We start from the raw sequence: 15,959 nt of genomic DNA on the forward strand, positions 1-15,959 counted from the left end.
CTGTAAACAGTAATTGCTGTCGCGTAGTCGCTGAGAAAGCTGCACATCTGAATATTCGATAGCGTCACTTAAAATGAAGTGAAAGCAAAAATCGTATCGAAAAAAATCCCGTTTGACGTTTGGCGGAAAAGAATGTAACATTACCACACAATTTAAGAAACAATAAGGGGAGCTACATTGAAATTAACAGCCACATTTTGCAAGAACACCAAGGAAAAAGGGATGCATCTGGATGGACACGGTTTGTATTTACGGGTTCAGGCGTCAAAAAAGGACACACTCCAAGTGAGCAAGTCCTGGCTTCTGCGTTGGGGCTCTGGCGGCAGGAATACGATGGGTTTTGGACGTTTCCCGGAGATTGGCTTGGCTGATGCTCGCGCTCTTGCGGCTGATGCCATGCAGAAGGTTGCACTCGGCATTGATCCACGGGCGCAACGAGACGACGCGAGAAGGAAAGTACAGATTCAACAGGACACTTTGACTTTCCGGGAAGCCTGTAAGCAATATATTGAAAAGGAGTCTCCCGCCTGGAAGAACGTCAAACATGAACAGCAATGGAATTCCACATTAGAAACTTATGCCTTGCCGATCCTCGGAGACAAGACTGTTGAAGTTATTTCCCTAAAAGATGTATTGTCCGTTTTGGAACCTATTTGGAACATAAAAAACGAGACTGCTACGCGGGTTCGTTCTCGATTGGAAAATATTCTTGACTGGGCGATTACACATGGTCATCGAACTTCGGATAATCCTGCACGATGGAAAGGAAGATTGGAACATGCACTTCCGGCAATCAACAAGCGACAAAGAGTAAAGCATCATCCAGCTCTTTCATATCGTGATTTGCCCGATTTCTTAAACCAAATCAAAATGATGAATTCGCTTTCCGCAAGAGCGCTAGAATTCACTATACTGACGGCTTGCAGAACGAATGAGGTCATCGGCGCACGATGGGAAGAAATAGACCTTGAAAAAGATGTCTGGACAATTCCAAAAGAGCGAATGAAAGCCGGTGTAGAACAACTTGTTCCAATCTCCAAGCCAGCAAATAAGTTACTGAAAAAGCTGAAAGAATTCTCGGGAAGCAAATATGTTTTCCAAAGCGATTTCATTAGGAAAGAGCAACATATATCCAATATGGCGATGCTTCTTCTTCTAAAAAGAATGAATCGCCAGGACATTACCGTTCACGGTTTCCGATCAACCTTTCGAGATTGGGGTGCTGAGCAAACGGAATTTGCAAGAGAGGTTCTGGAGCACGCGCTGTCGCACAGGCTTGCTGATGGCGCTGAGGCGGCTTATCAGCGGGGGACCATGCTTGATAAGAGAAGAGAATTGATGAATGCCTGGGGTGGTTATTGCTTTAGCAAATAGCTATTGACTGGTGGCAGCCATCAAGTCATCAGCTTATAGGTGAATATCAGGATTTCCCTGGTGAAATGCCGGGGTTGTTGCATATAAAACGGAAGATGAAAAGCCCGTGCTGTCGGGGCATTATAGACATAACGTAAGGACATTTTTAGCAAATACAATAAGAGAGTTTAATTATGAATATCATTCGGATTGGAAAAGTAACTGAGCTGACTAGCCTTGGGCGTTCAACCATTTACGAGATGATCAAGAAGGGTCACTTTCCGGCTCAAAAGAAGATTTCAACAAGAAGAGTCGGATGGCTATTGGAGGACGTAGAAAATTGGATCAGAGATCTTTCAAGCGGTGGAAAATAAAAAAAGGAAGCTAATGAGGAGATCATAATAATGGGTAAAAAATATCATAAAAATCAGCTTATTGAATTCTGCGATGACTGCAAGCGTGGATTTTTCATAACGATCAACAGCAGCATAAGAAAGCCGATAGCTGAGTTAAGCGAAAATCAGTTCAACCAATTTCGCAATGACGTATTGGATATCAGAAAAGCGCTAAACATCTATTGCTATGGAAAACACTTCAAAGAACGACAGAGGAGCTTTAAAGGTTTTACAGCAATAGAAGTCGGTTGGGAAGGTGATTTGCTACATGCGCACTTACTTTTGCTTAATCACTTGGCCACAAACCGAACGACAGAGGATATTGAGCGAAGACTAAAAGATAAGATTCGTCCTTACTGCACTATTGCAGAAAGTAACAACTCAATTCAAGTAAAAAAGTACGACCCGGGAAAGCTGGAAAAATGTGTTGATTATTGTATAAAGCAACAATATTTGTTTATCGAGCGATTTCGCGAAAGTAATATTACATAAATAACAACAGGGATGCCGAAGCGTGGGGTTCGTAAATGAAGACCGCGCTTTTCCCTGTAACGGACAGAATAATAGATGTCAGTTCGGCTGGTCTGGTTAGAAGATACAATGGAAATTTCTTGTCGAAAGCGGTTATCGGAAATTTTATCTTTTTGAATTTGCAATTTTTGAATTTTAAAAATGCGCTGATCCAGGGTGTAGAATTTAGTATTGCCTAAAGATTGATAAATCAATATTAAGAATACAGATCAAAGACGATAGCAAAATGATCAAGATGCACAATTTAGTATTACCTGAAGATCAATAGTACAGATAAATTGATTAGACAGATCAGATAAGGATTTAGACTCGATATCAGAGGGAATAGGAATGTAGACACTACATTATCGAGAACGACATCGACACGACGTTACCGTATCGGGATGGAATTAAGTTTTGTTTGTTCCAGACAAAACTTGAACCAAAAACTGCCATTGGAGTCAGTTCGTAATCGACAACACGAAAACCTCGCAAGATAATGATTTAGCTCTTCACGACGGGATTTTCATTTCTTGTGTTAGTAGCAGTGTCTTGGGTGGTTGAATGGCGATCAACCACCCAAGCAGCGCATAACGCGGCGACACCAGCAGGAAACTCTCGGACGTGGGCAAAGCTAGGCTGCCCCACCTGCACTCCTGCAATCACGCTTAAGTTGCGACTTAACGGCAATACAGTTATCCGTGTTCATTTTACTGAGACACGGTGACATAGATTCCATTATCATCTGTGTACTGTGCCGTGTAATCGATGTCGCTCTCTGTCGCCTCAGACAACAATTTCGCGCTACACTCGCATTTTTTTGCCACATCGTCTTTGCCGTCAGTTCTTATTAAATCCAGCGTAAAGTTCTTACTCGCAGCCGCTTTGGATGCTTCCTGCAAGATACTTTTGATATCTTCATTATTCAATTTCTTATTAAGCGCGCTTAGCGATTTATAGGTTGTCGCACCACTTTTCATCGCCTCCGTTAGCACTGATTCAAGCTTCTCTTGTACCTCTGTAGGCTCGCTATCGTTCTGAGCAAACTTGGCGAGGATTGCAAATTCAGCAAGTGCTACCGTGCCATCTCTATCTCGGTCTTGAAGCAATTTAATCACCAATTCTTTCACCGCGCGATCGGAGCATTGTGGTGCATTCGAGGTATTTGTCGCATTCGAGGTATTTGTCGCATTTGAAGCATTCGTCGCATTTGAAGTTTTTGGCTTGCCATCAGACAGATGGCCAATAAGTATGAGGATAAGAAGCAGTAGCAGCAGTATTGACGCTGCAATTCCCAGAGGTCTTAGCCAAGGCTTTCGGTTATAGTTGTTATTGAGCCTTTCTTTAACATATTTTACCTGAGGTCTCGCATACACAAAATTCCATACCAAAAGATACAAAAGAACAATTACACCCCCCTTATCTAAAAAAAGTGATATGAATGAAACGGCTATCCCGCCGTAAGCCCAATACATTGATAATTTTGCTTTTTCTTCATCGCCAATCTCTGTCCAATTCTTAGAATGTATCCATGCGCCAAATATAGGAGAAAACAATAGACTCCACCACGAAGCAGCATTTGGATTCCAAAGAGATAAGGGGCTTTGGTTTTCGTTGTTCATTGTTTAGCTCCGAAATTCGTTCCTGATGGGGTGCATATGACTTCGGGTCACTTGCACGATTGTTCTTGAATCCGCTACGTTGCCTGTGTTAATCCCATGACGTGACGCCTTGGACAACAGCGAGAAATCAAGTCCACACAGCGTAAGCATCAGAAACTTCCCTGTCAACGTTAGCAAATTAGAAATTCGCCGTTCCGTGAGCGCGGTCACGAAGGCTTTTCATGAGTAACTGCGGAGACGCGCTCCAGAGTCGACCAGAATGGCCCAGGTCGCGTTAGGAGGGTTGGGCTGGGGTTTGCAACCGCTGGGCTGCCACGGACGCATTGTGGAGGCACTGGGCGCCGTTTGGAGCGGTTCAACCAGGACGGGAAGCAAGGACCGCGAAAACCGCGCTCAGTGTAGGTTACCAGAGCGCACACTTTCTGAGTAGAGTGTCTTTGGGTTGCGCAACAGCCCGTCGAGTCCACTGGTGTCCAGGGACAGCCAGCCATTTAGTGTATGCTGGAGTGTATCCTGGAAATTTCAGTCAACAAAAAATACAATGTAAATCAATTACATGGGGCTGTTATTTGGCGGAGAGGGTGGGATTCGAACCCACGGTACGCTCACGCGTACACCTGATTTCGAGTCAGGCCCGATCGGCCACTCTGGCACCTCTCCGGGACTCGCCGCCAGGGCGGCAGCAAGCGACGTAGTTTAGGTCCGGAGCCGGCCTTTGTCCATGTCGAGCAAGTGCGCTTCTAAGGAGTGCGTCGCGTTCGCCCCCAGTGCCGCCACCCGCGATGACTCGAACGTCTGGCGTAGGGTGCGCCGTGCGCACCTTCAAAGGCAGCGGTTGAACGAAGCGACGCGGGTCTTGGCGGCGCCGCGGTGCGCACGGCGCACCCTACGGGTACCGACGATGTTCGCGGGACGGGCGTGACGGCCCGGACCAGGACCGGCTCAACTCAGCGCGGCTCGCCCGGTGCCTGATTCGCCTGCCCGGACAGGCTGGGCCAGGCGGCGCGCAGATACATGACCATCGACCAGAGGGTGAGCACCGCCGCCAGGTACAGGAGCACCAGGCCGAGCCCGTAGACCCAGGGGCCCAGGGCCGAGTCGTGCAGCAGCATCAGGATGATGGAGACCATCTGCGCGGTGGTCTTGAACTTGCCGATCTGCGACACCGCCACCTCGGCGCGGGCGCCGATCTCGGCCATCCATTCGCGCAGCGCCGAGACGGTGATCTCGCGCCCGATGATGACGATGGAGGGCAGGGCCACCAGGGTCCGGTGGTCCTCCTGCACCATCAGGACCAGGGCCGCGGCGACCATCAGCTTGTCGGCGACCGGGTCGAGGAAGGCCCCCAGCGGCGAGGTCTGGTCCCAGCGCCGGGCCAGGTGGCCGTCGAGCCAGTCGGTGGCCGCGGCCAGACCGAAGATGGCGGCGGAGGCATAGGGCGCCCAGGGCGCCTCCACATAGAAGACGCCGACGAACACGGGGATCAGGCCGATCCGCAGCATCGTCAACAGGTTAGGTGTATTCCACATAGCTTCGGGCGACGGTTCAGGGGGCGGGCGCATCTGGATGAAAGGAGTCGTGGACGCGCTGCGCCAGGTCGCGACTGATACCCGCGACCCGGGCGATGTCCTCCACCCCGGCGCTGGTCAGTCCGCGCATACCCCCGAAGGCCTGGAGGAGTTGCTGCCGCCGCTTGGGACCGATACCGCCGATCTCCTCCAGGACCGAGGCGGTGCGCGCCTTGGCCCGGCGGCTGCGGTGGCCGGTAATGGCGAAGCGGTGGGCCTCGTCGCGGATCTGCGCGATCAGGTGCAAGGCCGGCGAGTCGGCGGGCAGTATAACGGGCGTCCCCTGCCCCAACAACCAAAGCTGTTCGGTGCCGGGGCGCCGATCCGGACCCTTGGCGACCCCGACCAGGGTGAGGGTGCCCAGTCCCAGTTCCTGGAGCGCCCCCGCCACCGCGCCGAGCTGGCCCCGACCGCCGTCGATGAAGACCAGGTCCGGCACCGGATACTCGCCCTGCTGCACCCGGGTATAGCGCCGGGTCAGGGCCTGGTGCATGGCGGCATAGTCGTCGCCCGGGGTGATGCCCTCGATATTGAAGCGCCGATAGTCTGACTTGCGCGGACCGGCGTCGTCGAACACCACGCAGGAGGCGACGGTGCGCTCGCCCATGGTGTGACTGATGTCGAAGCACTCCATGCGGGTGGGCGGTTCCGGCAGGGCCAGGGCCTCTTGCAGCGCGGTGAGGCGCAGGCTGTAACCGGCCTGACTGCCGAGCCGGGACTTGAGTGCCACCGCGGCGTTGCCGCGCGCCATCTCCAGCCAGCGGGCGCGCTCGGCGCGGACCCGCGAGCGGATCTGCACGCGGTGACCGGCGTGCTCCGCCAGGGCGGCCTCCAGCAGGTCCAGGTCGTCGGGTTCCGCCGAGCAGATCAGTTCACCCGGCACCTCCTTGTCCGCATAGAACTGGGTGAGGAACTCGGCCAGCAGCGTGCCCTCCTGCGTGTCCGCCGGGGCGAGTGGAAAAAAGGCCTTGTTGCCCAGGTTGCGGCCGCCGCGGATGAAGAAGACCTGGACACAGCACTGGCCGCCCTCCTGGGCGCAGCCGATGATGTCCAGATCGCCGCCCTCCCCGCTCACATATTGACGCTCCTGGATACGGCGCAGGGTCGCGACCTGGTCGCGCAGCACGGCGGCGCGCTCGAACTCCAGGGCGGCGGCCGCCCGCTCCATGGCGACGCCCAACTCGGTGATCACCTCGTCCGTGCGGCCCTCCAGGAACTTGGTGGTGTGGGCCACGTCCTGCGCATAGACCGCCTCGCTCACCAGCCCGACACAGGGTCCGGTGCAGCGCTTGATCTGGTACTGGAGACAGGCACGCGAGCGGGTGCGATAGAAGCTGTCCTCACACTGGCGCACGGGGAAGAGTCGTTGCAGCAGTTGCAGCGTCTCGCGCACCGCCCAGGCGCTGGGATAGGGCCCGAAGAAGCGCCCGGGCCCCTTGCGCGGACCGCGATAGAAGGCGAGCCGCGGGAAGGCATCCTGCGTGCTCAGGCGGATGAAGGGATAGCTCTTGTCGTCGCGCAGCAGGACGTTGAAGCGCGGCTTCAGTGACTTGATAAGGTTGCTCTCCAGGAGCAGGGCCTCGCCCTCGCCGCGGGTCACCGTCACCTCGATGTCCGCCACCTGGCCCACCATCACCAGCAGGCGTTGGTTCAGTGCACGGCTGAAATAGCTCGCCACCCGGCGCTTGAGGTTCTTCGCCTTGCCGACATAGAGCACCGTCCCCTGCGCGTCCAGCAAGCGGTAGACCCCAGGTCCCTCGGGCAGTTGCGCGAGGCGTTCGCGGGGGTCGGAGCCCGGCGCCGGCGCGCCCTCAGAGACTCCCGGGGTCTTCACGGATCAGGCCGTGGCGCATGGCCAGGCGGGTCAGATCGACGTCGGTGTGCACGCCGAGTTTTTCGTAGATCCGCTGCCGATAGGTACTGACCGTCTTGGGGCTCAGGGAGAGGGTGCTGGAGATGTCCTGGGTGCGCTGACCGTCCAGGATCATCACCGCCACCTGCAGCTCACGCGCCGACAACTCCTTGAAGGGGCTGCCCGCCCCGCCATCCCAGTCGGCCAGCATCCGCGCCTGGGCGACCGATGAATCCACATAGGGCCGGCCGCTCGCCACCGTCCGCACCGCCTTCACCAGTTCCTCGGCGGGGCAGCCCTTGGTCAGGTAGCCCATGGCCCCCGCGTCCCGCAGTTGGCCCGGAAAGGGATCATCGCCGAGCACGGTGAGCGCGATGATCCGACAGTTGGGGACCAGGCGCAGCAGCCTGCGGGTCGCCTCGATACCGCCCATCCCGCCCGGCATTTGCAGGTCCATGAGACAAATGTCCGGCTCCAACCGCTTGGCCACCCGCAGCGCCTCCTCGCCGCTCGGCGCCTCACCGACCACCTCGATCTGGTCCTGCTGGGCCAGGATGAGCCGCAGCCCGGCCCGGAACAGGGCGTGGTCGTCGACGATGATGACCTTGATCATGTTTGATTTTCTACTCCGCGGCAGGCGCCCTCGGGGGGGCACCCAGGGGTTGCTGAAACCGGGTCCGGGTCCGGGTCCGCGCCGACCGACCGACACCCGAACTGCCCGCCCCGGACGCCTTCCAGGACGCCGCGCGAGCCCCGCACCTTGGCACGGTCGGCCACTGATCAACACCGGGTCCGCACCCGCCGGTACCGGTTGAGCAGGTCGGCAGGAACCAGCCATTCCCGATAAGGTTTGTCTTCCTCGACAAACTCAAAGTCGGCGATGTCCGGTGCCGAACCTCGCTACCGGTTAGGTGGTGATCAGGGCCCGGGGCGGTGCCGGCCGTCCCCGTGGACCTGGCTGCTTTTCGCTGCGGCAAGGCGTCGCGGCTCGCCCGGTCCAGCGCGACCGACGCCAGTCCTGGACTCACGTCGACAGGCTGGAATTTAACCTGGATAGCCGCACCTTTTTCCCCGCTCCCCGGGCCTGCACTCGCTCTGCTACGGATCGCACAGTCTAGCATTTCTGTCTGTTACGGCGGCAACAGTCCGCCCCCCGGGGTGCGATCAGAACCGTTGTCGTTGTCGTTGTCGTAATCGTGGTCGGATTATTCGATTACGATTACGATTACGATTACGACAACGACAACGACAGCGTACCCGGGATCTCCCGACCGCGCGCAGCGGCCGCGGGATGCCGACACCCCCGCCGCGACACCCCGGGAAAATTTTCCGCGGGCGATCCGCGAATCTGCCGACGGCGCATAATGCACGCCAGCCTGAGAAACTTCCGAGGTCATTGCTCGCTCGGCACTCACTTGAATCCTGCACCAAAACAACCGCCCGCCATGTCCGATCCAGCCGCCATCGCCCCCTCCGCCGCGCCCCTGCCCGCGACCGAACTCGACCATTGGACCGGGCGCTATGCCCAGGCGCTCGACCCCGTGGAAAGTTCTACGGATCGTGTGTTCGTCATCGTGCGGGTCGCGGGTGAACGCTTCGCCCTGCCGATGCAGGCCTTGGATGAGGTAGCGAGTGTCACCACCGGGATCGCGCTGCCGCACGTCAGCGCCCTGGTGCTCGGACTGGCCAATGTCCGTGGCGAGTTGTTGCCCCTGCTCGATACCGGCGCCTTGCTCGGGATCAGTGCCGGCTACCGGCTGGGGCCGGCCAATCGGACCCTGGTGGTCCGCGATCGGCGCGGTCGCCGCACCGGGTTGCCGGTCGACGCGGTAGAGTCGGTGGAGGCGCTGGACCCGGACACCTTCCAGCCCCAGGCAGCGGCGGCCGCGGGTGCGCCGATCCGCCGCGTCGGCGTGGGTGAGCACAAGGGCCGGTCGCTGACCCTGCTGGACCTGGGCCCCCTGCTGGCCGCCGGCTTCAGTCATTTTTGAGTCCCTGGGGCGCGGACCCCGGACCACACCCACATTCACCACGAGGACCACTCATGAGTGCCGACCAGAAGGGCGACCACGCCCGCGACCCGAGCCAGGCCCAGCAGTCCGAGCACGCCGGGGATTTCGTCGTTCCCGAGCCCGACGGGGTCCAGAGCGGGATGCCCTTCCATGGGTCGGACGACGCCGACCCGGGGTCGCGCGCAACGAGCGGCCGGCCGTCTTCCGGGGGCCTGATGAAGGGGTCCGCCGCAGGCGGGCGCGCCGCCGTCCGCGGCCTGAGCCTCAAGCGGAAGCTGAACCTGGCGCTCGGGCTGCTGACCCTGGTGATCCTGGTCCTGGGGGCGGTGTCGGTGCGGACCCTGCACGGGTTGACCGCGGACGGGATCCCGGAACTGGGACACCATGCGGACCTGGCGCGGGTCAGCGAGGAGATCAAGACCGCGGTCTATCGCACGATGCTCGCCCAGAGCGACTATCTGCTGCTCGGCGACCAGGGCGCCCAGGATCAGGTGCTGCGGCTCATGGCCCGGGCGCGGGAGCGGGTGGAGCAGTTGAAGCCCCTGGCCGGGCAGATCACCAGCTCCGCGGGGACCAACGTGACCACCCAGCACCGCGCCCTGACCGAGGCCTTGGACGAGTTCGAGACCCGCTTCACCTCCCAAATCAAAGAGATCGATGTCTTGCGCAAGGCCCTGGCGGAGCAGGACGCGGCGCTGCAAGGCAGCGAGCGGCAATTGGCCGGTCACCTGGATGCGGTCATCGCCGGCGCCCGGGACCTGACCGCCGCCGCCTGGCCGGAGCAAGGCACCGCCAGTCCCGGCCAGGTGGCCTTGGGGCGGACCCTGGATCGACTGACCCGGGAACTGCTCACGGAGCGCGTCCAGCTCGAGACCTTTTTCGCCTCCCACAGCCCGGCGCTCAATGACGCCGCCCGCACCAGCGCGGCGGAACTGGCGGCCCAACTCGAGGCCTTGCGGGCGGATGCTGCTGCCGCCGGACTGGCCTCGGGTTTGGCCGACCTGCGCAAGGCGCTGGGCCTCTACACCGCGCAACTGCGTGAGATCGGGACCAGACTGACCCAGGACACCAGCGCCGGGGCCAACACCCAGGCGCAGATCGCCACCCAGAAACAGGCCTTGGTCGCCGCCGCCGACCGCATCCTGACGCTGGCCGAAGAACTGACCACGAGCGCCTGGCACGACATCGACCTGGAGAGCACCGGTCTGCAGGACACCGGCGCCCAGGCCCTGTGGCTGGTGGGCGGCACCGCCCTGGTGGGGTTCGCGGTGGGGCTCCTGGTGCTGGTCACGGTGCCCAGGCCCATCGTCGCCGCGATCGAGGCCCTGATGACCGGGGCCCATCAGATCGCCCGCGGCAACCTGACCTACATGGTGGAGGTCGCGAGCCGCGACGAACTGGGCGCCCTGGCCGACTCCTTCAACCAGATGCGCGAGAACCTGCTCGGCCTGGTCCAGCGGATCCAGCGGGCGAGTGTGCAACTGTCGTCCTCGATCAACGAGATTCAGGCCGCGTCCACCGAGCAGGCCGCGTCCTCCGCGCAGCAGGCGAGCGCGGTCAACGAACTCTCCGCCTCGCTGAACGAGATGTCCCAGAGTGCCGCCACCCTGGTCGCCTCCTCCGAGACCGTGGGGCGCAACGTGGGCGAGATCGCCGGCATCGTCACCGACAGCAACCACAAGTCCACCCAGATGATGTCCTCCATGGACGCCATCGGGCTCTCGACCCGCCAGACCGCCGAGCGGATCAAGGCCCTGAACGACAAGATGGACGACATCAACGAGGCGGTGGCCACCATCTCCATGGTCGCTGACCAGACCACGCTGCTCTCCCTCAACGCCTCCATTGAGGCCAACAAGGCGGGGGAGATGGGCAAGGGGTTTTCGGTGGTGGCCCAGGAGATCCGGCGCCTGTCGGACCGCTCCATCGACTCCGCCGGCAACATCAGCGGCATGGTGCGCGACATCCAGCGCGCCACCGAGTCCTCCGCGCTCGCCATGGACAAGTCGTCCGAGGAGATTCACCACGGGGTCGCCCTGGTCGGGGAGACCAGCCAGGCGCTGGTCGCAATCAACGCCGCCATGGACCGTATCCAGGAGCAGATGACCATGATCCTGGAGTCGGTGCGCGCCCAGGCGGACGCCGCCCGGATGGTCCAGACCACCTCCACTGAAATGCTCTCGTCGGCCAACATGGTCGCCAAGGCGGCGAGCCAGACCCGCTCGGTCACCTATGAGCTCAATGCCATGGCGACCCAACTCGCCAGCGCCGTCGCCGTCTTCCGGGTCTGAGTCAAGCCGATGGAGGCCCTGCTCTTCACGGCCGCCGGCGGGCGGTTCCTGACCCGGCTCGCCGCGCTGGACGAGATCCTGATGCCGGTGCGCCTAAGCCCGCTGCCCGGCGCCCCGGGCTTCATCACCGGGGTGCTCAACCTGCGCGGCGAGGTCCTGCCGGTGCTGGCCCTGGCCGAACGCCTGGGCGGCGTCCACCCGGCGGGTTGGCAGCGCGGCAACCGCATCCTGCGCTTCGCCGCCGCCGGACACCCGCTGGGGCTGATCGTGGACACCGTGGCGGGGATCAGGACCCTGGGCGATGACCAGCGACGGCCGCCGATCCTGGGCGCGCGGGTCGGCGGCTGTACCGACCTGTGGCTGATCGAGGGGGTCATGACCCAGGAGATCTGCCTGTCGGAGCTGCTCGCGCCGACGCAGTTGGGCCTGCTGCGGGACCTGGCGCCCGGGGCGCCGACATGAACGATCTGATCGAGATCTTCCGCGAGGAGGTGGCGGCCAACCTCAAAGAGGCGACCCGCCTCGCCCTCGAGTTCGAGCAGGGCCCCCCGGATCGGGCCGGCATCGAGGCCCTGATGCGGGTCTTCCACACCCTCAAGGGGGCGGCCCGGGCGGTGCAGTGTGATCAGGAGCGCGACCTCGCGCACCGTCTGGAGGACGTCCTGCACGACCAGCTCGACGGCAAGCTGCCGTGGCGAGCGGCGACCGTGGACCTGTGCCTGATGGCCGTGGACCTGATCCGCGAGACCCTGGCCGCCCGGCTGGCCGGCGCCCCCTGGCCGGACCTGGCGGAATTCACCGCGCGGGTCGAGGCGGAGCGGGCGGCCCCCCCGGCGCCCTCAACGGCACCGCCAGAACCCCCGGAGCCCCTGGACCGCGCCACCGATGGGGACGGCGGATTGGACCTCTTGGGCATCTTCGCGCAGGAGGTCACCACCCAGGTCGCCGCGGCCCGCATCCTGCTGGCGGGGGCGAGCGGGACCAGCGGCGATGATGACCTGCCGCGGGTCTTCCACACGCTCAAGGGCGCGGCCCGGGCCGTCGGTTGCGACGCCATCCGCACGGTGGCCGGGACCCTGGAGGACCTGCTGCACGGGCCACTGGACGGTCAGGCCCAGGACCTGTCCGCCGGCCTCCCGTCGGCCCTGGACTGCGGCCTGCGCTGGATCGAGTCGCTGCTGGCCGGCCTGCGGCAAGGGGCCGCGACGCCGCCGCTCGAACCCCTGCTGGAACAGTTGGCCCGCCTGCGTGAGAGCGGTCAGTTCGCGCCCTGTGCGCCGCCGGCGTTGACCGCCGACCCGCTGCCCGCGTCCGCCGACCCGGCGGTCGAACCACCACCCGCCCCGCTCCACCCGGCACCCTTTGATGCCCCAGCCGGTGCGCCGCCGACGGTCGCGACCGCGCCGAGCGCCAGTCTTCCCGCCAACCTCCCCGCCGACCTGCCCGCCGGCGGCCAACGCACCCGGCTCGCCTACGAGCAACTCGACCGCCTGCATCGCCTCTCCGGGGAGTTGACGGTAGCCGTGGCCTCGTTCGCCGGGCAGCGCAATCAACTGCGCGGCCTGACCCGGGAGCTGACCCGCGCCGGTCAGCGCCTCAACCGGCTGCTGGCGGGCGCGCTCGGCGATGACCTGGACCGGGAGGCCCTGCACGAGGCGTTGCGCCAGGTGACCCAGCGGTTGGCCGCCACCACCGGCGGACTCGATGGACTCACACAAACCCACGATCGGATGGAGAGTCGCTTCCATTACCTGGCCGACGGCCTGGCCGATGAGGTCACCCAGGCGCGCCTGCTGCCCTTGTCTGACCTGTTCGACGACTACCCGCGCATGGTCCGGGACCTGGCCCAGGAGTTGGGCAAACGGGTGGAACTGCACCTGGAGGGCCAGGACAACCGCATCGATCGGGCCGTGCTGGAGCAGTTGCGCAACCCCCTGCTGCACCTGCTGCGCAACGCCCTGGACCACGGCATCGAGCCGCCCGCCGTGCGGGAGTCGCAGGGCAAGCCCGCCGCCGGGCGCCTGACGCTCACGGCGCACCGCGTGGGGGCACTGATGCGCCTGCGGGTCGGCGATGACGGGGCCGGCATCGATCTGGAGCGACTGGAGGCCGCGGTAGTCGCCGCCGGGCATGCGACCCCGGCCCTGTGGGCGCAACTGGGGAGCGAGGAGCGCACACAGTTCCTGTTCCTGCCGGGATTGAGTACCGCGCGCAGCCTCTCCACCACCTCGGGGCGCGGCTTCGGGCTCGACATCGTCAAGGCGGGGATCGAGTCCAGCGGCGGCACCGTGGCGGTCCGCAGTGAACCCGGCCGCGGCACCTGCTTCGAGCTGCACGTACCGCTGAGCCTGTCGCTCACCCGCTGCCTGCTGGTGGTCGGCGGCCGTCACCCGCTGTTCGGCGACCAGCGCTACGCCTTCCCGATGACGGAGGTGACCCGGATCAGACGCCTCGCCCAGAGCGAACTGCGTGAGTTGGAAGGCCGCCTGGCGGTCCATCTGGACGGCGAGACCCTGCCGCTGTTCCAACTCCACGGCATCCTGGGCCTGGCGCCGATCCAGCAGGAGGTGGGACGCAAGCACCTGCTGGTGCTGGAGGAAGGGGGGGGCCGCTTCGGGCTCCTGGTGGAGGCGGTGATCGATGAACTGGACATGGTGGCGCGCCCGCTGGACGAGCGACTGGGCAAGGTCGCGGAGGTCTCCGGGCTGACGCTCCTGGACGACGGCGGGGTGGCCCTGATTATGGATGTCACCGATCTGCTGCAGCACCTGCGCGAGGGGGTCGGCTATCTGGCGCCCGCGGGGCTGCAGGCCGCGGCGGCGCTGGACCCGGGCCAGGAGGCCGCGACGGCGGCCCAGGTCCTGGTGGTCGAGGACTCGGTGACCGTGCGTGAGGTCGAGCGGCATTTTCTGGAACAGGCCGGCTACCAGGTGACCACCGCGGTGAACGGGGTGGACGGGCTCAACAAGGCCAAGGCGGGTGACTACCGCATCCTGATCACCGACATCGACATGCCGCGCATGAACGGCATCGAGCTGATCCGCACCCTGCGCGGCCTGGACCGCTTCCGGCAGTTGCCCATCATCGTGGTGTCCTACAAGGATCGGGCCGAGGACCGGGACAAGGCGCTCGATGCCGGGGCCGACCGCTATGTCACCAAGTCCGAGTTCGACACCGACGCCATGTTGGCCCTGGTCGCCCAACTGCTGGCGAGCGCCCCGGCGCGCCCCGCCGCCCCCGGGACGGCCCGTGATGCCTGAGCGCGCCGCCGCCCCCGGCGTCCTGATCGTCAACGACTCGGCCGTCGCCCGGGCGGTCACCAGCGCCGTGATCCAGGCGGACGGGGGCTTCCGGCTGCTCGGTCAGGCGCTTTGCGGGGCCGACGGCGTAGCGGCCGCGCAGCGGCTGCGCCCGCAACTGGTGCTGCTGGACATGCACATGCCTGATATCAATGGGGTTGAGGTGACGCGGCGCATCATGGCAACTTGCCCCACGCGCATCCTGATCAGCAGCGCGACCATCCGGCGCAACACCACCTATGTCTTCGACGCACTCAAGGCCGGCGCCCTGGACTACACCCGGACCCCCGCGCTGCAGGCGCGCCCCGGGGAGCGGGTCACCCGTGAGGCCCTGCTCGCCGCCGGTGAGGGGCTGCTGGCCAAGATGCGTACCGTCCTGACCCTGAATCCCGCGGCCGCCGGGAGCGGCGGCGGTTTGGGGGCGCAGCAGGCGTCGGCGGCGCCCGCCGCCAGACCGGCGCCGCCCCCGTCCATGCACCCGGCCGGGACTCGCGTCGTCGCCGTGGGCAGTTCCACCGGCGGACCCACCGCGCTCGCCAACCTGTTCGCCCGGGTGACCCGGGGGCTCGATGCGTCCTATCTGATCAGTCAGCATATCGACCGGGAGTTCAGCGACGGCCTGGCCCTGTGGCTCAGCCAGGAGACCGGGCACCCGGTGGCCGTGGCCAGGCATGGGGAGGTGCCGGCGGCGGGCCGGGTCTATCTGGCGGAAGGCGGGCGGCGTAATCTGGTGCTGACCCCGGGCGGCCGGCTGCACTGCGAGCCCGCCGGCGAATCGGTCTATGCCCCGAACATCAATCGCATGTTCGCGAGCGTCGCCGCCGCGGCCGGGGTGCGCGCCTGCGGGGTGGTCCTGACCGGCCTGGGGGACGACGGCGCCGAGGGCCTGGGCCTGATCAAGGCCGCGGGGGGTAAGGTCCTGGTCCAGGACCCGGCCACCGCGGCGGTCGACGGGATGCCGGGGGCACCCATCCGGCGCGGCATCGTCACCCAGGGCCAGCCGCTCCCGGAACTGGCGCGGCTGATCGTGCGCTGGGTGGGAGAAGGACGATGACGC

The 15,959-nt window shown here is 62.7% G+C and carries 12 protein-coding genes and 1 tRNA gene; 8 read left to right on the forward strand and 5 right to left on the reverse strand.

Features of this window, described 5'->3' with window-relative positions; translation table 11 throughout:
- The first annotated feature begins 177 nt into the window (after positions 1 to 177).
- The 3 genes from THSYN_RS18560 (at position 178) to THSYN_RS34085 (ending at position 2,240) form a co-directional block, all read left to right on the forward strand.
- A complete protein-coding gene (locus THSYN_RS18560; RefSeq protein ID WP_216644575.1) occupies positions 178 to 1,374 on the forward strand; it encodes a tyrosine-type recombinase/integrase in 1,197 nt (398 codons plus the stop codon).
- Between the two features lie 173 nt (positions 1,375 to 1,547).
- Positions 1,548 to 1,727: a helix-turn-helix transcriptional regulator gene (locus tag THSYN_RS37375; RefSeq protein ID WP_100920433.1), complete on the forward strand. Its 180-nt coding sequence runs from the start codon at positions 1,548 to 1,550 to the stop codon at positions 1,725 to 1,727.
- Between the two features lie 30 nt (positions 1,728 to 1,757).
- On the forward strand, positions 1,758 to 2,240 hold the full coding sequence (locus tag THSYN_RS34085; RefSeq protein ID WP_157817773.1) for a hypothetical protein: 483 nt from the start codon (positions 1,758 to 1,760) through the stop codon (positions 2,238 to 2,240).
- 728 nt (positions 2,241 to 2,968) lie between these two features.
- On the opposite strand, the gene THSYN_RS34090 is transcribed toward THSYN_RS34085, so the two are convergent.
- The 5 genes from THSYN_RS34090 to THSYN_RS18585 all read right to left on the reverse strand — a co-directional run bounded on the left by THSYN_RS34090 (position 2,969) and on the right by THSYN_RS18585 (position 7,913).
- Positions 2,969 to 3,880: a hypothetical protein gene (locus THSYN_RS34090; RefSeq protein ID WP_157817774.1), complete on the reverse strand. Its 912-nt coding sequence runs from the start codon at positions 3,878 to 3,880 to the stop codon at positions 2,969 to 2,971.
- 570 nt (positions 3,881 to 4,450) lie between these two features.
- Positions 4,451 to 4,540 (reverse strand) — tRNA-Ser (locus THSYN_RS18570).
- Positions 4,541 to 4,827: 287 nt separating this feature from the next.
- On the reverse strand, positions 4,828 to 5,409 hold the full coding sequence (gene pgsA / locus THSYN_RS18575; RefSeq protein ID WP_100920434.1) for a CDP-diacylglycerol--glycerol-3-phosphate 3-phosphatidyltransferase: 582 nt from the start codon (positions 5,407 to 5,409) through the stop codon (positions 4,828 to 4,830).
- 16 nt (positions 5,410 to 5,425) lie between these two features.
- Positions 5,426 to 7,282 (reverse strand): excinuclease ABC subunit UvrC, encoded by a 1,857-nt coding sequence (gene uvrC, locus THSYN_RS18580; protein ID WP_100920435.1) that lies wholly within the window; start codon positions 7,280 to 7,282, stop codon positions 5,426 to 5,428.
- Entirely contained in the window at positions 7,260 to 7,913 is a 654-nt protein-coding gene (locus THSYN_RS18585) for a response regulator (RefSeq protein WP_100920436.1), read from the reverse strand. The genes uvrC and THSYN_RS18585 overlap by 23 nt, the downstream gene beginning before the upstream one ends.
- Positions 7,914 to 8,745: 832 nt before the next feature.
- On the opposite strand from THSYN_RS18585, the gene THSYN_RS18590 reads away from it, so the two are divergent.
- Genes THSYN_RS18590 through THSYN_RS18610 form a run of 5 tightly spaced genes read left to right on the forward strand, consistent with a single transcriptional unit; the run spans position 8,746 to position 15,956 of the window.
- Positions 8,746 to 9,291: a chemotaxis protein CheW gene (locus THSYN_RS18590; protein WP_157817775.1), complete on the forward strand. Its 546-nt coding sequence runs from the start codon at positions 8,746 to 8,748 to the stop codon at positions 9,289 to 9,291.
- Between the two features lie 53 nt (positions 9,292 to 9,344).
- A complete protein-coding gene (locus THSYN_RS18595; RefSeq protein ID WP_100920438.1) occupies positions 9,345 to 11,603 on the forward strand; it encodes a methyl-accepting chemotaxis protein in 2,259 nt (752 codons plus the stop codon).
- 9 nt (positions 11,604 to 11,612) lie between these two features.
- Entirely contained in the window at positions 11,613 to 12,065 is a 453-nt protein-coding gene (locus THSYN_RS18600; RefSeq protein ID WP_100920439.1) for a chemotaxis protein CheW, read from the forward strand.
- Positions 12,062 to 14,863, forward strand: coding sequence for a hybrid sensor histidine kinase/response regulator (locus tag THSYN_RS18605; RefSeq protein WP_100920440.1), 2,802 nt, complete (start codon positions 12,062 to 12,064; stop codon positions 14,861 to 14,863). The genes THSYN_RS18600 and THSYN_RS18605 overlap by 4 nt, the downstream gene beginning before the upstream one ends.
- Positions 14,856 to 15,956: a chemotaxis protein CheB gene (locus tag THSYN_RS18610; protein ID WP_172965309.1), complete on the forward strand. Its 1,101-nt coding sequence runs from the start codon at positions 14,856 to 14,858 to the stop codon at positions 15,954 to 15,956. Before THSYN_RS18605 ends, THSYN_RS18610 begins: the two co-directional genes overlap by 8 nt.
- Positions 15,957 to 15,959: the final 3 nt, after the last annotated feature.

Origin of the sequence: Candidatus Thiodictyon syntrophicum (assembly GCF_002813775.1) — a bacterium.
GTDB lineage: Bacteria > Pseudomonadota > Gammaproteobacteria > Chromatiales > Chromatiaceae > Thiodictyon > Thiodictyon syntrophicum.

What these genes read in the sequence shown, in the direction of transcription:
- THSYN_RS34090 (WP_157817774.1), bottom strand. Translation starts at nt 3,880, where the DNA reads ATGAACAACGAAAACCAAAGCCCCTTATCTCTTTGGAATCCAAATGCT.
- THSYN_RS37375 (WP_100920433.1), top strand. Translation starts at nt 1,548, where the DNA reads ATGAATATCATTCGGATTGGAAAAGTAACTGAGCTGACTAGCCTTGGG.
- THSYN_RS18590 (WP_157817775.1), top strand. Translation starts at nt 8,746, where the DNA reads ATGTCCGATCCAGCCGCCATCGCCCCCTCCGCCGCGCCCCTGCCCGCG.
- THSYN_RS34085 (WP_157817773.1), top strand. Translation starts at nt 1,758, where the DNA reads ATGGGTAAAAAATATCATAAAAATCAGCTTATTGAATTCTGCGATGAC.
- THSYN_RS18605 (WP_100920440.1), top strand. Translation starts at nt 12,062, where the DNA reads ATGAACGATCTGATCGAGATCTTCCGCGAGGAGGTGGCGGCCAACCTC.
- pgsA (WP_100920434.1), bottom strand. Translation starts at nt 5,409, where the DNA reads ATGTGGAATACACCTAACCTGTTGACGATGCTGCGGATCGGCCTGATC.
- THSYN_RS18595 (WP_100920438.1), top strand. Translation starts at nt 9,345, where the DNA reads ATGAGTGCCGACCAGAAGGGCGACCACGCCCGCGACCCGAGCCAGGCC.
- THSYN_RS18600 (WP_100920439.1), top strand. Translation starts at nt 11,613, where the DNA reads ATGGAGGCCCTGCTCTTCACGGCCGCCGGCGGGCGGTTCCTGACCCGG.
- THSYN_RS18610 (WP_172965309.1), top strand. Translation starts at nt 14,856, where the DNA reads ATGCCTGAGCGCGCCGCCGCCCCCGGCGTCCTGATCGTCAACGACTCG.
- THSYN_RS18585 (WP_100920436.1), bottom strand. Translation starts at nt 7,913, where the DNA reads ATGATCAAGGTCATCATCGTCGACGACCACGCCCTGTTCCGGGCCGGG.